Raw genomic sequence first — 16,903 nt, 5'->3', positions numbered from 1 at the left:
GCGGCATCAGTCGTTCTGGCGCTGGCCAGTGCAGGCGGCTGTTACTTCTTGTCGTTCAGAAGCTTCCAGTCGCCATCTTTGACTTGAACCAGCACGCGTGCGCGCGAGTCCAGCCCAAAGTGGTCGGTAGGCGTCATGTTGTATACGCCGTGCGTGGCTACGACTTCTTTGGACTTTTCAATGCCGTCGCGCAAGGCTGCCCGAAACTCGGGTGTGCCGGGCTTGGCTGCTTTCAGTGCAGCGGGTACGGCGGCCTGGAACAGCAGGAAGGCGTCATAGAACTGTGCGCCGAAGGCCGACAAGGAACCCTTGCCGTATTTTTCCTCGTAGCGCTTGGTATAGTCCTGGCCTATTTTTTTGGAGGGATGGCTGTCGGGCAATTGGTCCGCAACAATTACAGGGCCAACTGGCAAAATCGTGCCTTCGACCGCTTTACCGCCTACGCGGATGAATTCTTTCGTTGCCGTGCCATGCGTTTGATAGATTTGACCTTTGAAGCCGCGATCCTGCAGCGTTACCTGAGGCAAGACCGACGGCGTACCCGAAGCGGCAACCAGGATGGCGTCGGGTTTGGACGCCACAAGCTTTACCGCCTGCCCGGTTACGCTGGTGTCATTGCGCTGGAAGCGCTCGACGTCGCCTATCTTGATGCCGGCGGCTTCGGCAGCCTTGGTCATGTCTTTAAGCCAGCTTTCGCCATAAGCATCGGTATAGCCGATGAAGCCCAGCGTTTTCACGCCATGCGCCTTCATGTGTTCGGCCAGGGCCTCGGCCATCAGGCTGATGGGCTGCGGCGCGCGGAAGACCCATTTGTTTTTCTCGGGCGGCAATTCAACCGGTGCAACGGCGATTTGCGGCGTCTTGGATTCGTTGGCGATTTCGGCAATGGCTGCCGTGGGCGGCGTGGAGGACGAACCCAGAATCACGTCGACCTTGTCTTCGGTTACCAGCTTGCGGGCATTCTTGCCGGCCTGCGAGGCGTCTGTGCCGTCATCCAGCACTATATAGTTTATTTTCTGACCGTCGATAGTGGCCGGCAGCAAGGCCACACTGTTCTTCTCGGGGATGCCCAAGGCGGCGGCCGGACCGGTGGTGGACAAGGAAATGCCCACATTGATGTCAGCCATGGCTGGCGCGGATAAAGCTGCGAAAGATGTTGCAGCGGCAATGGCAGCCAATTTAAAGCGTGTCTTCATGCATCCTCCTGGGATTTGTTTATTTACGGCTTGGTAGCTTCGGGCAATTCTGGGTACAACTCACGCTGGACTCTACGCCGCCTAAAAAAGCGGGTCAAGAACAATAGTTACCTTTGGCTTAAATTATTTACGTGATAACAAGCACTATACTTCGCTTTTTGAGGCGCGCCATTAGGGCTTGCCATTAGAGCAGGGTCGGCGCCCTTCATTGCCAGCCGTAGCGCTTCACATAAAGCCTCTTCATGGCCTGCACCAGCGCCATGTAGCCCAGCAGCACGGCAGGCAAAAACACAAAGTACAGCGGCGGCAATGACTGCAGCTTGAAGTAGCCGGCCAACGGCCCCATCGGCAGAAATATGCCTATGGCCATTACGCAGGCTGTCATGGCAAGCAAAGGCAGCGATGCCCGGCTTTGCACAAACGGCAGCTTAGGGCTGCGTATCATGTGCACGACCAGGGTTTGGGTCAGCAGCCCCACCACAAACCAGCCGGACTGGAACCGAGTTTGTTCTTCAATGGTGTTTGCACTGAAAAAAAACCACATTGCGGCAAACGTAATGATGTCGAAAACAGAGCTTATCGGTCCAAAGAACAACATAAAGCGACGGATTTCATCGGGCCGCCAGTTTTGCGGTTTGCGCAGCAGCTCTTCATCTACGTTGTCGAACGGGATGGCGATTTGCGACACATCGTAAAGCAGATTCTGCACCAGCAACTGCAGCGGCAGCATGGGCAAAAAAGGCAGGAATACGCTGGCAATCAGTACCGAGAACACATTGCCGAAATTCGAGCTGGCCGTCATTTTTATGTACTTGAGCATGTTGGCGAAGGTCTTCCGGCCTTCGATCACGCCTTCTTCAAGCACCATCAGGTTCTTTTCCAGCAAGATGATGTCGGCCGCCTCTTTGGCGATATCCACGCCCGAGTCCACCGAAATGCCGATATCGGCGGCGCGCAGGGCAGGTGCGTCGTTGATGCCATCGCCCATGAAACCGACAATATGTCCGTTGGCGCGCAGCGCTCGCACAATACGCTCTTTGTGCTCTGGAGTCAGCCTGGCAAAGATATGGATCTGCTCTACGGCCTGGCCCAGTTGCGCATCGCTCATCGCCTCGATTTCGTTGCCTAACGCAACCGCATGAGTGGGCAAGCCCACTTCACGGCATATTTTTACAGTCACCAGCTCGTTGTCGCCGGTCAGGACTTTGACGGCTACGCCATGTTCCGTCAGCGCCGCTATAGCCGGCGCGGTTGTCTCTTTGGGAGGATCCAGGAAAGCGATATAGCCCACCAGGGTCAGGTCCGACTCATCGGCGACGCTGTAGGTGTCCCTGGACGCGGGCATGCTTTTTACCGCAACCGCCACAACCCGCAGTCCCTCCCCGTTCAATTCGGCGGTAATGGCCCGCACTTGCGCAAGGTGCTCTTGCGTCAAAGGTTCGTCGTGTTCGCCGTGGCGCACTTGGGTGCATATGCCCAGCACTTCCTCGGTTGCGCCTTTGCAAATAAGCAAATGATGCCTGTCTTGCTCGGCCACCACTACGGACATGCGTCGACGATTGAAGTCGAACGGGATCTCGTCCACCTTGCCAAAGGCCGAGGCGACGCGCAGTTCGCGATGCACTTCGGCATGGGCCAGCACGGCGACATCAAGCAGGTTTTTAAGCCCGGTCTGGTAATAGCTGTTCAGATACGCCAGCTCCAGCACCTCGTCGGACTCCTGGCCGAACGCATCGGTATGACGCTCGAGGAAAATCCTGTCCTGGGTGAGCGTGCCGGTCTTGTCGGTACACAAGACGTTCATGGCGCCGAAATTCTGAATGGCGTCCAGCCGCTTCACAATTACCTTTTTGCGCGACAGGATCACCGCGCCTTTGGCCAGTGTGGACGTGACTATCATCGGCAGCATTTCGGGGGTCAGCCCGACCGCGATGGAAAGCGCAAACAGAAACGCCTCCAGCCAGTCGCCTTTGGTGTAGCCATTGATGAGCAGGACAATAGGCGACATCACCAGCATAAAGCGGATCAACAACCAACTGACTTTATTGACGCCGGCCTGGAAAGCGGTGGGCGAGCGGTCGACGGCGCTGACGCGCTGGGCCAGCGTGCCGAAATACGTCATTCCGCCAGTGCTTATGGCAACCGCCGTGGCCGACCCGGATATGACGTTCGTTCCCATGAAAAGAATGTTTTCCAGTTCGAACACATTGCCGCCGCGCGGCTCGGCCAGAGCGGGAAATTTTTCTATTGGCAGCGATTCGCCAGTCATGGCGGACTGGCTGACGAACAAGTCCTTGGCCGCCAGGACGCGCATGTCGGCGGGTATCATGTCGCCTGCCGACAGCAGGACAATATCGCCCGGCAGCAGCTCGGTGAAAGGGATTTCCGTTTTTTGCGATTGGGGCAAGAACGGCGGCGGTGCCTCTGGTACCCCAGGCGCTATTGCAGCCTCAGCCGACGCGGTGTAGCGCATGACTGTCGCTGTATTGCTGACCATGTTCTTAAGCGCATCGGCGGCCTTGTTGGACTTACCTTCCTGCCAGAACCGCAGTACGGTCGAAAGCAGGACCATGAACGAAATGACCAAGGTGGCCTTTTCGTCTTCGGTGATGAAGGATATTGCCGCCAGCAGGGTCAACAGCAAATTGAAAGGGTTGCGATAGCAATGCCATAGGTGGACCCACCATGGCAAGGGTCTTTCGTGGCCGATCTCGTTGGGTCCGACCACCTCGCGTACAGCCAGGACTTGTTCGGGGCTCAAACCGCCCGCGCTTGTGCCAAGTTTGTCCAGCAGTGCGGCCTTGTCGGATTGCGCAGCGGCAAGCAGGGTGTGCGCCAGTGCGGGCGTAGCTTCTTGCGATACATGGGCGCGCGACCAGGCGCCCAGACTGGTAAAGCGCCGGAAATGCCGGGACATATGGCGGCTGCGGACAAATCCCGCAAACAGCTCTTTAAGGACAGCGATATCCGGATTTGGAATTTTGTTGAAACGCATAGTGTGCTCCTCGGGCGAGCGCATAAGCGCGCGCAGCCGGTCCGGCCGAAAAAAAAGGGCCGAACGAAAAAATCGAGGGGAGCAGACGAGACGATCGGAAGGATCGAATTGGCCGCTAGCCCGCCAGAATGGCAAGGCAGCGGAACGGGAATGGTTCTGTAGCTACCTTGCGGTTAAGGTGCCGATACAAGATCGACAACTGGGACAGTCCACAGAAAAATCTCCGTAATGAAATGGAACTCCAAAATTCTAATCCCGCGGCCAGCGCCACGCAATCGCCGATTCGACCAATTGGCTGTATAACAATATAGTTCGGCCGGCTTTTTGCATCGGCCATGCCACTCCAGGAGAATCCATGCCCGAAATAGTCATAGACTCAAGAATTCACGATTTAGGCGGCGGCTTTGAAGTCGGACGGGTTCTGCCGTTCAGCAAGCGGCGCATGGTCGGTCCATTCATCTTTTTCGATCGCATGGGGCCGCAGGATCTGCAGGCTCCAATCCCCCGGAAATTCGACGTCCGGCCGCACCCTCACATCGGTTTGTCCACGGTCACTTATTTATTTGATGGACAAATGACGCATCGGGACAGCCTGGGTGTAGAGCAGGCCATTCTGCCCGGCGACCTGAACTGGATGACTTCGGGCCGCGGCATCAGTCATTCCGAGCGCTTCGACGGCATGCGGGAAAAGGGCGGCGGCATGGACGGCATACAAGCCTGGGTGGCGCTGCCTGAAGGCAACGAAGAGGACGCGCCCGCGTTCGACCATTACGACGCAGCGGTGTTGCCGTCCTTTACCGGCACCGGAGTGGCGGGGCGGATTATTGCCGGCAGCGCCTACAATCTGACCAGTCCGGCGATGACGCATTCGCCTTTATTTTATGTCGACGCCAGCTTGCAGCCCGGCGCGTTCATCGAGATGCCGTCGGGCCATCCGGAACGCGCGGTCTACGTGGCCCACGGCAGCATAGAGGTCGAAGGGATTCAATACAACAAGGGCCAAATGCTGGTATTTGCAGCGGGCGCCGCTCCGGCAATCAAGGCCCTGCAGGCCAGCCGTCTGATGCTGTTGGGTGGCGAGCCCTTGGGCCCGCGCCATATTTGGTGGAATTTTGTGTCCTCGCGCAAAGAGCGCATCGAACAGGCCAAGGCCGATTGGCAGGCCGGGAAAATAATGCTGCCGCCCCTGGACAATAAAGAATTTATTACCTTGCCGGAGGTATAAGCGGGGCGCCGGCCGCCGAATGGTCTGCGCTAGCGCCAGTGGCCGCGGTGGCCGCCCCAGCGGCGTCCATGTCCATGATAATGCCCGCCCCACGAGCGGCTGTAGCCGAAATTGAAATATACAGGCGGCGGCGCCACATAGACGCGCGGCGAAGGTGCGACATAAACCGGACCCGGTTCGACATAGGCCGGCCCGGAAGGGTAATAAGCATAACCGTCGTCGGCAGGCGCGTAAACCGCACAGCCGCCAAGCACGGAAAGGGCAAAAGCCGCAATGGCTATTCGGCGCAGGGTGCCGTTCATGATTCAACTTCGCCTTAAATAAAAGTAAATTGGTCTGTATACGGATTTGACCCGCAATGCGGCGCCTCGTTCGAATATTTATTCAAATGTTACACAGTAGACATCCAGCAATACCGCCAGTCCAGAAGACTGATTTTGCGGTCGCCGCCTTCCTTGACAGGCGCAGCGATATCCCGAACCTAGGGTAAACCCTAAAGTTTGGCTGAGCAAGGCCGTTAATCAATCATGCATACCTCATAAATCTGAGCCGCCTCGAGCGGCAATGCGTTTTTTGAAGGCTTTCTCTTGTCCGGCTTACCGCTATCGCGCCAAGCCTCGTCCATTGCTTTAGGAAGATCTATGAACTGGTTTACCGACATGAAAATCGGCGTCAAGCTGATCGGCGGTTTTTTACTTGTGGCAATCATTGCCGCCATCATTGGCGTGATGGGTTTGCGCGCCGTCGATCAACTTCACAGCCTTGCCGCCAGGATGTACGACGTCGAGCTGGTTGGGCTGCGCCATGCCACAGATGCCAAGGCCGCCGTGCTGATGGCGGGGCGTACCGCGCGCAGCGCATTGCTGGCGCCGACCGCGGCAGAGCGCGATCAGCAGTTGGAAGCGCTTAAGCAGTATTTGAGCGCAGCCGATACTGAATTGAAGACCCTGGATACTTTGCTTGTCACCCAGGAAGGCAAAACCTTCGTAAGGAACACGCACGACGCCCTTCGCGCATATGAAGGGGGGATCAAGAAAATGATCGGTGTCCTGGTTGCCGAGCCTCCTGGTCAGGCAGTCAAGGCGAATGAAATACTGACTCACGAAATTCACTTGACCGGCAATAAGCTCGAGGACCTCATGGACGGACTGGTTCAAGGCAAGCAGAACAATGCCAAGCAGGCCGCCGTGCAAACGAATGGTATTTACGATTTTATTTTCGCAGTCATGATTTCATTGACCGCGGGCGGCGCTTTGCTGGCTCTGGGGCTCGGGGTGCTCATTACGCGCGGCCTGACGCGTCAGTTGGGCGGCGAACCCAAGGAAGTAGCGGGCGTGGCCCACGCCATTGCCGACGGCGACCTGACCACGGCGATAGATACCGCCAAGGCGCGCGACGGCAGTGTGATCCATGCCATGAGCCGGATGCAAGCCTCCCTGCGCCAGGTCGTTGGGTCGGTACGGGAAAGCAGTGACAGCATAGCCACAGGGTCGCATCAAATTGCCCTGGGCAATGCCGACCTGTCCCAGCGCACTGAAGAACAGGCTGCCAATATCACGGAAACGGCGGCCGCCATGGAACAATTGGCCAGCACAGTCAAAAGCAACGCCGAAGTTTCCGAGCAGGCCGTTACGCTGGCCACGACCGCCAGCACAGTGGCCAGCCAGGGCGGGCATGCGGTCAATAACGTGGTCGAAACCATGGACGGCATCGCCCAGGCTTCGCGCAAGATCGTCGACATTATTGCGGTGATCGACGGTATTGCATTCCAGACCAATATCCTGGCGCTGAATGCTTCAGTCGAAGCTGCAAGGGCAGGCGAAGAGGGGCGCGGCTTTGCCGTGGTTGCCAGCGAAGTGCGCAACCTGGCTCAAAAAAGCGCCGCGGCCGCAAAAGAAATTAAAACGCTTATCGACGATAGCGCCAGCAGAGTAGAGGCGGGCAGCCAGATGGCCGATGCCGCCGGTGCGACCATGCTGGACATCGTCAATCAGGTCAAGCGCGTTACCGACTTGATCAATGAAATCCATTCGGCGACCACCGAGCAAGCATCCGGGCTGGAACAAATCAATAACGCCGTTACGCAGCTTAGCGACGTGACCCAGCAGAACGCGGCCCTGGTCGAAGAGTCCGCCGCGGCAGCCGAAAGCCTGGACGCACAGGCGGAACAATTGGTGGCCGCCGTCGGCGCCTTCAAACTCGGCCAAAGACGTGCGGGCCGGCCGGAAAACGCCTCGGCGCTCAATGCAAATAGAGCATCGGCTCCGACTGTTCGCCAGCAGGCCTCCGGGCCTGCCATGCACCGGCTTGGTTCGGTTGCTGCCGCCAGCCGGTTGCGTTCTCCTCTTGTAGAAACGCCGCTAGCCGCGAAAAACGACGAGTGGGAATCGTTCTAGGATAATCGCTCGCAATCGGGATGATCACCGGGCCAGGCCCGGCTTTTTGCGCCGATGTCCATGCCGCGCAGGACAGCTGTTAAAGTACCGGAGTTATGAAACTTAACCATCCTGGCAAGCCTGTGCATCCGACTTTGAATGCACGGACCAACCAGACAGCACACTAGGCGCCGAATTTATGTTTTATTCATTGTTGCTGGCTACATTCGTTGTCGCAGCGCTGGTTTCACTACTGGTGGTGAAGCTGTTCGATAAGCCCATAGGCTTGATTCTCGACCGCATCATCCAGGACCGGATCAGCTCGGCGTGGCGCCGATATATTACGTTTGCGGCCTTCGTTGCCGGCATCTCGGGCGGGGTTCGCATCTACGCGCTTGAGCGCTATATCGAACCCGCGAAAGAAAACGCGGCGCCCCTGGCGCTGAATGGAGAGCGCTGGACTCTAGAAATCTACCGAACCGTCATCGAATGCCTGCAAAGCATAGCCTGGACCTATCTGGTGGTATTTGCCTTTGCCCTGGTCGCCTATGTCGTCGTAAAAAACGCCGAGCTGCGCCAACAGCGGGCCAAGGACAAAAGCGCGGCGCCAGATTGAACGGTATTTCACGTTCCCAAATATGCATGCCGGACCTTCGGGTCGTCGACAAGTTCGCGCGCCGGCCCGCTTTGCACGATACGGCCCGTTTCCATGACGTAGCCGCGGTCCGCTATGGACAAAGCCAGATGAATGTCTTGCTCCACCAGGAATACGGTTACGCCGTTGCGCCTGATGCCCACCAGGATGTCCATTAGCTGTTCCACAATGATCGGTGCCAGACCCAGGCTCATCTCGTCGACCATGATCAATATCGGTGAGGCCATCAGGGCACGGGCCAGGGCGCACAGCTGCTGTTCGCCGCCCGACATGCTGCCGGCCATTTGGCGCCTGCGCTCGGCAAGCCTGGGGAACATTTCGTATATGCGTTCCAGGTCCTGCGCTATTGCACTCTTGTCGGAACGCCGATAGGCGCCCATAAGCAGGTTGTCGTGCACGCTCATGCGCCCGAACAGCTGGCGGCCTTCAGGCACTTGCACCATGCCCAGCGCGAAAACCTGGTCGGAAGTGGCCGCGCTCAATTCACGGCCGTTCAGGACTATGCGGCCAGTGCACGGCAGGACGCGAGACAAAGCGCGCAGCAGCGTGCTTTTCCCAGCTCCGTTGCTGCCTATCAACGCGACGATCTCGGCGCGATAAATCCGCAGGTCAATATCGGTAATGGCCAGCATTTCGCCATAGCCGGCGCTAAGTTTCTCGACCAAGAGCAACGGTTCTTGCGTAGTGTCCCGACTCATGCGCGCCTCTTGCCCAGATAAGCTTGAACGACGGCGGCGTCCGACAGGACCAGCTCGGGCCTGCCATCGGCGATCTTTTCCCCATGGTGCAATACGATCAAGCGGTCCGACAAGTCCTTGATGGCTTTGAGCACATGCTCGATGACAAGCACGCTGATGCCTTGGTCCCGCACTTTTCGAATTACGTCGATCACCTCTTCGATCTCGACCAGATTCAGGCCCGACATTACTTCGTCGCACAGCAATACTTTTGGCTGCATGGCAAGCGCCTTTGCCAACTCCAGCCGTTTGCGGCTTGGGCCGCCAAGCTCGTCGGCACGTTGCCCTGCGAACTTGCCCAGGCCGACAAAGTCCAGGCATTCGCGAGCCTGCTCCCGTGCGGGGCCAAGGCCGGGCAAGCCCAAGCCGCGTCCGAATAGCGCGCCCACTGCTACATTATCCAAAACGGAAAGCCCAGGGAAGGGCTGCATGATCTGAAATGTACGGCCAATGCCCTGCCGCGCTCGTCGGTAAGGAGCCAGGCGGGTAATGTCCTTGCCTTGAAAAACAATTTCGCCGCTGTCGGGAAAAAGCGTGCCGCTGACAAGATTAATGAGCGTCGTTTTTCCCGCGCCATTGGGGCCGACCAGCCCCAGTATTTCTCCGGCGTCCAAGTGAAAGCTTACATTGTTGACGGCCAGCAGGCCGGCAAAGCGGCGTGTCACCTTGCGCGCATCGAGTATCGGAATGGAGGGCTCGCGCGCCAATTCTTCGCCTTGCGCATCGCTAGCCGAGGCGGGCATCGAACCGGAAACGGAATTTGCCATGTGGTCCACCGTCATAACCTGTGCGCCCGAATGTTTTCAATAAAGTAGCGCCATCCTGCCTTGCGTGAGCGACGCAGGACGTCGGCCAAGCCACGCGGCATGAAGACTACGGCCACCACAATGACCAGCCCAAAGAACAGGCTGGCAAGGCTGGTGATCTCGCTGGCAAGCACCTCGGAAAGCGCCGACAAAGTAAACGCGCCGACTATGGGGCCCAGCACTGTCCCAGATCCGCCCAGCACAGCCATGATGATCATCTTCACATTCAGGCTGATGTCGAAGGCGCTCTCGGGGTCCAGGAAGGTAATCCAGTAGGCGTGAATACCGCCGGCCAGGGCACTGAAAACGCCGGACAGCGCAAACGCCATCACCTTATAAAGCGTCGTGTTCACGCCCATGACGGCGGCGCCTTCCTCGTTTTCTCTTATTGCGATAAGGCCGAATCCGAAGCGGCTATGCGCAAGCCAGAACACGCATAAGGTCGTCAGTGCCAGCAAGCCCAATGACAGCTCATAGAACAAGGGGTCGTTGTTCAACGGCGGTAGGACCAGGCCGATATTTCGGCCGGCCAGTCCAATATTGCTGACGATGGCAATCATCACCTGCGCCAGCGCCAGCGTGGCAATGGCAAAGTAGTGGCCACGCAGCCTCAGCACGGGCAGGCCTAGCACCACGGCAAAGACCACGGCCATCAAGACGCCAAAGGCCAGGCCGACCGCAAATGGCTGCTGCCATTGCACCATGGCGATGCCCACGCCATAGCTGCCCAGACCATAGAACACGGAATTGCCGAACGAGGCATAGCCCGTATAGCCGCCAATAATGTTCCAGCCCTGCGCCAGGACAGCCAGTAAGAGGGCGCTGATGCCGAACTGCGTCAGCACATCGGAACCCAGCCACGGTACAGCCGCCAAGAGCAGTCCGGCAACCACTACCAAGGCGGCATACCGGGCCTTCATGCCGTTTTTCCAAGCAAGCCGCTAGGACGGACTATCAATACAAGAATCAAAATGCTGAAGCTGGCGACATCGGAGAATGTGGGTCCTATGTACAAGGCCGTCAGCGATTCAACGATGCCCAGGAACAGCCCCCCGACAAGAACGCCCAATGGGTTGTCCAGGCCGCCGATGATGGAAATAGCAAATGATTTGGCGGTAAGCGAAGCGCCTATATATGGGTTGATCTGCGACACTGTGCCGTACAGGCCGCCTGCGGCACCCGCCAGCGCCAGGCCCAGGCCGAAGGTCAGCGCATACAGATGGCGCGGTTCAACGCCGTATAAACGTGCCGCCACCAGGTTCTGGGCGGTGGCGCGGATGGCGCGCCCCAGCCGGGTGTGCAGCAAGAACAGCCACATGCCGATAGTCAAGCCCAAGGCAACGGCGAAGGCCGCCAAGCGCACCACGGGTATCGTCAGCGCGCCCAGTTGGAAGCTATTGCCGGCATACGCGGGGTTGATCGTGCGATAGTCGGCGGAAAACGCCAATTGCGCCAGGTAAGTTAGTACGACCTCCAGCCCGAATGTAAGAAGCAGGGTATTGAACATGGGCGCGCGAACAACCAGGTTCAACAGGCCTCTTTGCAGCGCATAGCCCAACGCAAACATCAATATGGCGGTAATCGGCAAACCAAGGAAGGGATCTATGCTGGCATAGACATACAAATGCCATGAAATATAGGCGCCCAGCATGATGAACGCCCCGTGCGCCAGATTGACAATATTCAACACGCCCCATACCAACGCCAGGCCCAGCGCCATGACGGCGTACAGCCCGCCAAGCAAGATGCCGTTGACCAAGACTTGTATGAGCAGATCCATGAGTTGGCAGCCTGGGGGTTACTGGCGCGCTCCCCAAGCAGGCATCGGGTATTTTGCCTGCGCTGTAAACGTTTTGCCGTTATAAACGGCCACCAGTTTGTCGCCCTGTACTTGCACCACATCCTGCGGCAAGTCGATTTGCCCGTTCGCCGCGAACGCTATCGGGCCATAAAGGCTGTCGAACTTGATCTTGGCCAATTCGTCGCGTACTTTTTTCGGGTCGGTAGACCCCGCATTTTCCATGGCCTGGACCAGGGTTTCAACATCGGCCGCTCCCGACGCCGCGTGGTAGTCCGGGTCGTAGCCGTACTTGGCGCGATACGCCTGGGCGAACTGCTGGGCGTCTCCGAACCAGCGGTCCTTCAAGTCCGCGGACGGCAGCCAGGCCGTCATGCCGAAGGCGTAGTCGGCGTCCTTGCCAAGCGCCTTGCGAAAGTCTTCGCTGGGCACGCCCACAGTAAACGAATAGAGCTTGGGCGCAACCGCCAGGCTTTTTGCCTGCCGCACGAAATTCAATATTTCGGTTTCGTGCCCCGCCACAAGTACAACGTCAACATTCTTGCTTTTGATCTGCGAGAGCAGGGTGTTGAAGTCGCTTGCGTTGGTACTGTAGCGCTCGTCCATGACAATCTGCAGGCCTGCTGATTTCAGCTTGGGGCGCGTGCCGTTGGCCACGGAAACATCGAATGAGTCATCCGCATACAGCAGGGCGGCAGTCTTGGGCGCGGGCTTGAGATGCGCAAGCATGTCGATGGTGCTGCCGAAGTAATTGCTGGCTGGCGCGAGCGTACCGAATATATATTTGAAATTGCGCGAAAAGATCTGGTCCGATGCGCCGCCGCCTTGAACCATGGGCACCCGGTATTTTTCCGACACGGCGGAGTCCGCAATAGCGAAATTGCTGGCAAAAGGTCCCAGCAGTAAATTGACCTTGTCTTGTGTTAGCAACTGCGTGTACTGGCGCACGCTTAGATTTACATCCGACTGATTATCGTAAAGCTTCAGCGCCAGCTTGTGCGCTTGGCCGCCGATCTTGACGCCGCCCGCCGCATTAATCTTGTCGACGGTAATCTGGTAAGCATCGCGATAATATCGACCTGTGTTCGCCAATGGACCTGTCAACTGAACCGAGGCACCAAGAACTATGTCTTGCGCGTGAGCCGGGCTTAAAGGCAAAGCCGCGGAAACGGCCAAACACAGGGATAGAAGAACAGAGCCGCTACTCGACATGACAATTTCTCCTGAAACATTGTGTCTACATGTTGAGGCGGCAAAGTTGACTAAATCCTGAAAAAAACGAAAGGTGTTAGCTTTGGTCACACAATAGTCACCGATGATGTTTTCTTTGCAAGCAATTGACATTCCCGCAAGCCAAGTCGCATTACAAGCAGTATCATCCCGTCATCTGGTTTTTACTTTTCGCCTCTGGTCGGCCCATTGATGCCGCAGGCGTTTTTCTGATGGATTCCCATGGTTCAAGTTCCTAATACCGCTGAAACCGCAAATAACGGTCCGCTTGCATCAAGCCTGCAATACGGCGTCGCCAGTCTATTGGCACGTGCAGAAACGGTTTCAGACGCGCTGTTCAATGCTGTTAAGAAAATAGCCGACAGCGGTGGCTGGGAGATGGGTGTTGCCTGGTTGGCGGACGAAAGCGGCAACCTCAGCTATCAAAGCGAATGGCATAAAGCCGGCTGCGATGCTGCTGGGCTTTTAGGCCAGATCCAAAACGCCGAATCTGCCCTTGTTGCCGCTTTGCCGGGTAAAGTGCTGCAGACGGGCGAATTGGCCTCAGCCAGCGACATTCGCGTCGAACCTCGGCCTGCATTGGTTGACGTGGCCGCCGGCGAGAAGCGGTATAGCGCGTTGGCGTTTCCTTTACGCTACGCGGCAAACACACTGGGAGTGGTTGCGTTGTTCTGTAGCTCCAAGTATGACCTTGACGACGGCGCACGGCGCATGTTCGAAGGGCTGGCTCAGGATATAGGCCAGTTTTTGCATGCCCGCGGCGGATACGAAAAGCGCGTGAAGCAGGCGGCATTGCACGATGAAGTTACCGGCCTGCCGGGCTGGCCTCTGTTCCTGGACCGCGGCCGCCAGATGCTGTTGCTGGCCGAACGCAACGATTCCAGCCTTGCCGTGCTGCATATCAATCTGGATTTTTCGGCGGTGGAGCAGGGCAAGGAAGGCCGTCATGCAACGACCCATGAACTGCTGGCGCGGGCGGCCGAACGCTTAAGCAGCTGCGTGCGAAGCTATGACACGGTCGCCCGTTTCGCGGACAACCAATTCACGGTTTTGCTGCCGGAAATGATCGATGCCGACGATGCATTGGTCGTAGCGCAAAAAATCATCGCCACCATGTCGCCATCCTTGGCTGTTGCCGGCTTGGAATATACCGTAAGCACCAGTGTCGGAATCGCCAGACACCCCCAGGACGGCTTCGATATGCCGACTTTGCTTGGGCAAGCCAGCCAGGCCTTGCTGCAGGCAAAGCTGCTGGGCATAAACCAGTGTGCGCTGTACGGAGAATTTGCCCGATGAAGCGCAGATATTCGGCTGCGATCAGGCCTTCTTTTCCATAGCTGTCTTATAAGTTGTTGTCGACCCGTATATACTTTCTTTGAATGCATCGCCAGGCAATTCAGGTCAACGACCGGCGCAACGTATACAACAGCCAGAACATGGATTTCTTTTTCAACTTGGTTTCGGAGCATGGCTTGTGGGCTGTGTTTGCGGGTGTTTTTATCGAACAAGTGGGCGCGCCCATTCCGGCCTTGCCGTTTTTGCTGGTCGCCGGCATGGATGCCATAGACAACAGTCTTTACGGTGTCATGGCACTGGTCGTCGCGTCGGTGGCTTCCATGCTGGCGGATCTGCTCTGGTTTCTGGCTGGGCGCCGCCATGGCCGGCGTATGTTGTCGCTGCTGTGCAAGATCGCTATCTCGCCTGATTCCTGCGTGCGGCAAAGCGAACTGAGTTTTGCCAAGCATGGGGTCGCGACTCTGGTCATATCCAAATTCGTGCCGGGGATTTCCACTCTTGCACCGCCCATGGCGGGAGCCATGGGCATGAGCACCACCTCGTTCGTGATCTTCAACCTGGCCGGCTCCGTTCTGTGGGCTGGCTGCGGTCTTATGCTGGGTATTCTGTTTCATGAGCAGATCCAGAATGTCCTGATCTATCTGGACAACCTGGGCGGCAGTGCGCTTGTCGTTATTGGCGCGCTGTTGGGACTGTATATTGGATTCCGAGTGTGGAGGCGCCTGCGTCTGTCCCGCCTGAAATCCAGGCTTTCCCTGGTGCAACCAGCCGAGTTGGCTCAAATGCTCGAAAACAATACCCCAATGTTTCTGCTTGATGTCCGGCAGGGCGGGGCGGAAGGGGGATTGGTAGACCGCATACAGGGCGCTAGGAATATCGATCTCGGCTTGCTGGCGAAGCATGCGAGCTTGCCCGAATGGAAAGACGAGACAGACGTCATTGTCTACTGTGCCTGTCCCAACGACGCCTCAGCCGTGAAAGCGGCTTACGTCTTGCGCCGGCGCGGCATCAAAGCGCGCGTGCTCAATGGCGGCATGGACGGATGGATACAGTCGGGTTTCGCGTTGGAGCACATCAAGGCAGAGCGGCTGTAGTTGCAAGCAAGGCTGCGGCGCTGACGCCACCTGGGCAAGTGCCCAACCAGCCTTGCTGCCCCTACTATAGCGGTTGTTGCGTGATCAGTTAACAGTAGGCACACTATGTGCTGGAGCAGGGGATTGATCTATGGTCGGCCAGGCCCGGCAACCAAGCCAAGGCCTTAACTTCAAGGAGTACATATATGACAAGCAAGCCAGTTTTCTTGAAATCCCGCCTGGCGGGGCTCGCAAGCAGTGCGATCATTGTTGTTCTGGCCGCAGGCTATGGCGTTGCTCAAGCGGCGCAAAGCAAGGTGACGCTTAGCGGCGCCCATGAGGTTCCCGCGGTCACCACGTCTGCGAAGGGCAACGGCACAATCACTGTTGGCGATGACAAGGCGGTCAGCGGCAGCGTTACCACCTCGGGGGTAGTCGGCACCATGGCGCACATCCATGAAGCTGCCGCAGGCAAGAACGGGCCGGTGATCATCCCCCTGGAAAAGAAAGGCGACAATCAGTGGGCAGTGCCTGCAAATGCCAAGCTGACTGATGCGCAATACAAGGCATATAAAGAGGGCAACCTCTATGTCAACGTCCATAGCGCCGAGCACAAAGGCGGCGAAATTCGCGATCAGCTCAAGCCGTAATGCAGGACCGAGCCATCACTGTGGCGCTTGCTGCGTAATTTCCTTCTGCGCAGCCAGCGCCCGTTCGGGCCAAGTGCTCTTGATATAAGCCAGCACGGCCAGAATCGGGTTGACCTTCAAGCTTGGCACCGTGGCAAGCGGCGCAGTTGTTGGCATAGACTTTTTGCCCAAGCGCCACAAGGGCTGCCATTCAACCATTCATTTTATAAAACGTGCTTGATGCCCAAGGATACAAGGATGAATCGGGCGAAGCGCTGCGCGCCGCTGAGTCGCTGGAATAACAGTGCAATCTTCCATTTCTATTATTTAACATAATACACATTATGCGTATTATGTAGGGAAAGCTGCGACCCTTTCATTGGCCTGTTTATCACCATGGATTGGAGCGCTCGGAACTAAATTACAGGACGGATGCGGAACTAAAGTTGGCCTATTGATGCTTTGCATCTACGGGACAAATTTAGTTCCGTTTTCTCAATCCACGCAGTCGGTCTTTCTTAGCAGACGTCTAAAAGACTAAAACTGTAAATACTCGGGGACTAAAACTGTACCTTTAGCAGCTATTTACCGCTCCCGAGAAGAAGCCATCTTTTATTAAATTAAACTTGTCTTCGGGCTAAAGGTTTATAGTTAAGCTAACAAGCTTGGTCCTGCGGTGATGGGACGCGGCCCAGATCGCGCCGATGGGCTGCGTGGACTATGGCGCCGAACCTGCACCCGACACCGTGCGCCTGTAATCGACCACCCTAGCGTCTATGCTGCAACATGACTCTGAATCGGCCAGACTTTTATAGACAGTTCGTTGCCTCAGAAAGGTACTGCCGTTCGTAGTTTACCGGCGAAAGGTTCGCGGCATGGCCATGCCGA

General features: G+C 57.1%; 15 protein-coding genes. 6 read left to right on the top strand and 9 right to left on the bottom strand.

The annotated features are described in order from the left end of the window. Window positions 1-41: 41 nt before the first annotated feature. Together DFR37_RS06640 and mgtA are read right to left on the bottom strand one after the other, a co-directional pair. Window positions 42-1,196 (bottom strand): ABC transporter substrate-binding protein, encoded by a 1,155-nt coding sequence (locus DFR37_RS06640; RefSeq protein ID WP_113932467.1) that lies wholly within the window; start codon window positions 1,194-1,196, stop codon window positions 42-44. A 205-nt stretch (window positions 1,197-1,401) separates the two neighbouring features. After that, window positions 1,402-4,191 (bottom strand): magnesium-translocating P-type ATPase, encoded by a 2,790-nt coding sequence (mgtA, locus tag DFR37_RS06635; RefSeq protein ID WP_113932466.1) that lies wholly within the window; start codon window positions 4,189-4,191, stop codon window positions 1,402-1,404. A gap of 355 nt (window positions 4,192-4,546) precedes the next feature. Here mgtA and DFR37_RS06630 point away from each other — a divergent pair, with 355 nt between their 5' ends. After that, a complete protein-coding gene (locus DFR37_RS06630) occupies window positions 4,547-5,416 on the top strand; it encodes a pirin family protein (protein WP_113932465.1) in 870 nt (289 codons plus the stop codon). Between the two features lie 29 nt (window positions 5,417-5,445). Here the strand turns inward: DFR37_RS06630 and DFR37_RS06625 are convergent, their stop codons facing one another. Further along, window positions 5,446-5,718 carry a hypothetical protein gene (locus DFR37_RS06625; RefSeq protein WP_113932464.1) on the bottom strand — a complete coding sequence of 91 codons (273 nt, stop codon included), beginning with the start codon at window positions 5,716-5,718 and terminating at the stop codon, window positions 5,446-5,448. 339 nt (window positions 5,719-6,057) lie between these two features. Between DFR37_RS06625 and DFR37_RS06620 the strand changes: the two genes are divergently transcribed. Beyond that, window positions 6,058-7,812 (top strand): methyl-accepting chemotaxis protein, encoded by a 1,755-nt coding sequence (locus DFR37_RS06620; RefSeq protein WP_113932463.1) that lies wholly within the window; start codon window positions 6,058-6,060, stop codon window positions 7,810-7,812. Window positions 7,813-7,990: 178 nt separating this feature from the next. Further along, entirely contained in the window at window positions 7,991-8,407 is a 417-nt protein-coding gene (locus tag DFR37_RS06615) for a hypothetical protein (RefSeq protein WP_113932462.1), read from the top strand. An 8-nt stretch (window positions 8,408-8,415) separates the two neighbouring features. Here DFR37_RS06615 and DFR37_RS06610 read toward each other — a convergent pair whose 3' ends face one another. Genes DFR37_RS06610 through DFR37_RS06590 form a run of 5 tightly spaced genes read right to left on the bottom strand, consistent with a single transcriptional unit; the run spans window position 8,416 to window position 12,999 of the window. Continuing rightward, the gene (locus tag DFR37_RS06610; protein ID WP_113932461.1) at window positions 8,416-9,144 is read right to left on the bottom strand and encodes an ABC transporter ATP-binding protein; all 729 of its coding nucleotides are present in this window, start codon (window positions 9,142-9,144) and stop codon (window positions 8,416-8,418) included. After that, on the bottom strand, window positions 9,141-9,950 hold the full coding sequence (locus DFR37_RS06605; RefSeq protein ID WP_242341770.1) for an ABC transporter ATP-binding protein: 810 nt from the start codon (window positions 9,948-9,950) through the stop codon (window positions 9,141-9,143). Before DFR37_RS06605 ends, DFR37_RS06610 begins: the two co-directional genes overlap by 4 nt. Window positions 9,951-9,961: 11 nt before the next feature. Beyond that, entirely contained in the window at window positions 9,962-10,909 is a 948-nt protein-coding gene (locus DFR37_RS06600; protein WP_113932460.1) for a branched-chain amino acid ABC transporter permease, read from the bottom strand. After that, window positions 10,906-11,769 carry a branched-chain amino acid ABC transporter permease gene (locus DFR37_RS06595; protein WP_113932459.1) on the bottom strand — a complete coding sequence of 288 codons (864 nt, stop codon included), beginning with the start codon at window positions 11,767-11,769 and terminating at the stop codon, window positions 10,906-10,908. Before DFR37_RS06595 ends, DFR37_RS06600 begins: the two co-directional genes overlap by 4 nt. Window positions 11,770-11,787: 18 nt before the next feature. Continuing rightward, window positions 11,788-12,999: an amino acid ABC transporter substrate-binding protein gene (locus DFR37_RS06590; RefSeq protein WP_113932458.1), complete on the bottom strand. Its 1,212-nt coding sequence runs from the start codon at window positions 12,997-12,999 to the stop codon at window positions 11,788-11,790. A gap of 240 nt (window positions 13,000-13,239) precedes the next feature. On the opposite strand from DFR37_RS06590, the gene DFR37_RS06585 reads away from it, so the two are divergent. From DFR37_RS06585 to DFR37_RS06575, 3 genes are all read left to right on the top strand, one after another. Then, window positions 13,240-14,313 (top strand): diguanylate cyclase domain-containing protein, encoded by a 1,074-nt coding sequence (locus tag DFR37_RS06585; protein WP_113932457.1) that lies wholly within the window; start codon window positions 13,240-13,242, stop codon window positions 14,311-14,313. Window positions 14,314-14,396: 83 nt separating this feature from the next. Then, on the top strand, window positions 14,397-15,407 hold the full coding sequence (locus DFR37_RS06580; RefSeq protein ID WP_211317226.1) for a VTT domain-containing protein: 1,011 nt from the start codon (window positions 14,397-14,399) through the stop codon (window positions 15,405-15,407). Window positions 15,408-15,592: 185 nt separating this feature from the next. Then, entirely contained in the window at window positions 15,593-16,036 is a 444-nt protein-coding gene (locus DFR37_RS06575; RefSeq protein ID WP_113932456.1) for a CHRD domain-containing protein, read from the top strand. Here the strand turns inward: DFR37_RS06575 and DFR37_RS06570 are convergent. Next, window positions 16,026-16,226: a c-type cytochrome gene (locus tag DFR37_RS06570; RefSeq protein ID WP_245954002.1), complete on the bottom strand. Its 201-nt coding sequence runs from the start codon at window positions 16,224-16,226 to the stop codon at window positions 16,026-16,028. The two genes, DFR37_RS06575 and DFR37_RS06570, sit on opposite strands and share 11 nt — an antisense overlap. Between the last annotated feature and the right edge of the window lie 677 nt (window positions 16,227-16,903).

The organism is Eoetvoesiella caeni (assembly GCF_003315175.1).
Lineage (GTDB): Bacteria > Pseudomonadota > Gammaproteobacteria > Burkholderiales > Burkholderiaceae_B > Eoetvoesia > Eoetvoesia caeni.
Note: the sequence above shows the minus strand (reverse complement) of the source record. Positions and strands in the feature narration are given on the sequence as shown.

Excerpts from the sequence above, each read along its gene's own strand:
- DFR37_RS06640 (WP_113932467.1), bottom strand. The coding sequence starts at position 1,196 with ATGAAGACACGCTTTAAATTGGCTGCCATTGCCGCTGCAACATCTTTC.
- mgtA (WP_113932466.1), bottom strand. The coding sequence starts at position 4,191 with ATGCGTTTCAACAAAATTCCAAATCCGGATATCGCTGTCCTTAAAGAG.
- DFR37_RS06630 (WP_113932465.1), top strand. The coding sequence starts at position 4,547 with ATGCCCGAAATAGTCATAGACTCAAGAATTCACGATTTAGGCGGCGGC.
- DFR37_RS06625 (WP_113932464.1), bottom strand. The coding sequence starts at position 5,718 with ATGAACGGCACCCTGCGCCGAATAGCCATTGCGGCTTTTGCCCTTTCC.
- DFR37_RS06620 (WP_113932463.1), top strand. The coding sequence starts at position 6,058 with ATGAACTGGTTTACCGACATGAAAATCGGCGTCAAGCTGATCGGCGGT.
- DFR37_RS06615 (WP_113932462.1), top strand. The coding sequence starts at position 7,991 with ATGTTTTATTCATTGTTGCTGGCTACATTCGTTGTCGCAGCGCTGGTT.
- DFR37_RS06610 (WP_113932461.1), bottom strand. The coding sequence starts at position 9,144 with ATGAGTCGGGACACTACGCAAGAACCGTTGCTCTTGGTCGAGAAACTT.
- DFR37_RS06605 (WP_242341770.1), bottom strand. The coding sequence starts at position 9,950 with ATGGCAAATTCCGTTTCCGGTTCGATGCCCGCCTCGGCTAGCGATGCG.
- DFR37_RS06600 (WP_113932460.1), bottom strand. The coding sequence starts at position 10,909 with ATGAAGGCCCGGTATGCCGCCTTGGTAGTGGTTGCCGGACTGCTCTTG.
- DFR37_RS06595 (WP_113932459.1), bottom strand. The coding sequence starts at position 11,769 with ATGGATCTGCTCATACAAGTCTTGGTCAACGGCATCTTGCTTGGCGGG.
- DFR37_RS06590 (WP_113932458.1), bottom strand. The coding sequence starts at position 12,999 with ATGTCGAGTAGCGGCTCTGTTCTTCTATCCCTGTGTTTGGCCGTTTCC.
- DFR37_RS06585 (WP_113932457.1), top strand. The coding sequence starts at position 13,240 with ATGGTTCAAGTTCCTAATACCGCTGAAACCGCAAATAACGGTCCGCTT.
- DFR37_RS06580 (WP_211317226.1), top strand. The coding sequence starts at position 14,397 with ATGCATCGCCAGGCAATTCAGGTCAACGACCGGCGCAACGTATACAAC.
- DFR37_RS06575 (WP_113932456.1), top strand. The coding sequence starts at position 15,593 with ATGACAAGCAAGCCAGTTTTCTTGAAATCCCGCCTGGCGGGGCTCGCA.
- DFR37_RS06570 (WP_245954002.1), bottom strand. The coding sequence starts at position 16,226 with ATGGCAGCCCTTGTGGCGCTTGGGCAAAAAGTCTATGCCAACAACTGC.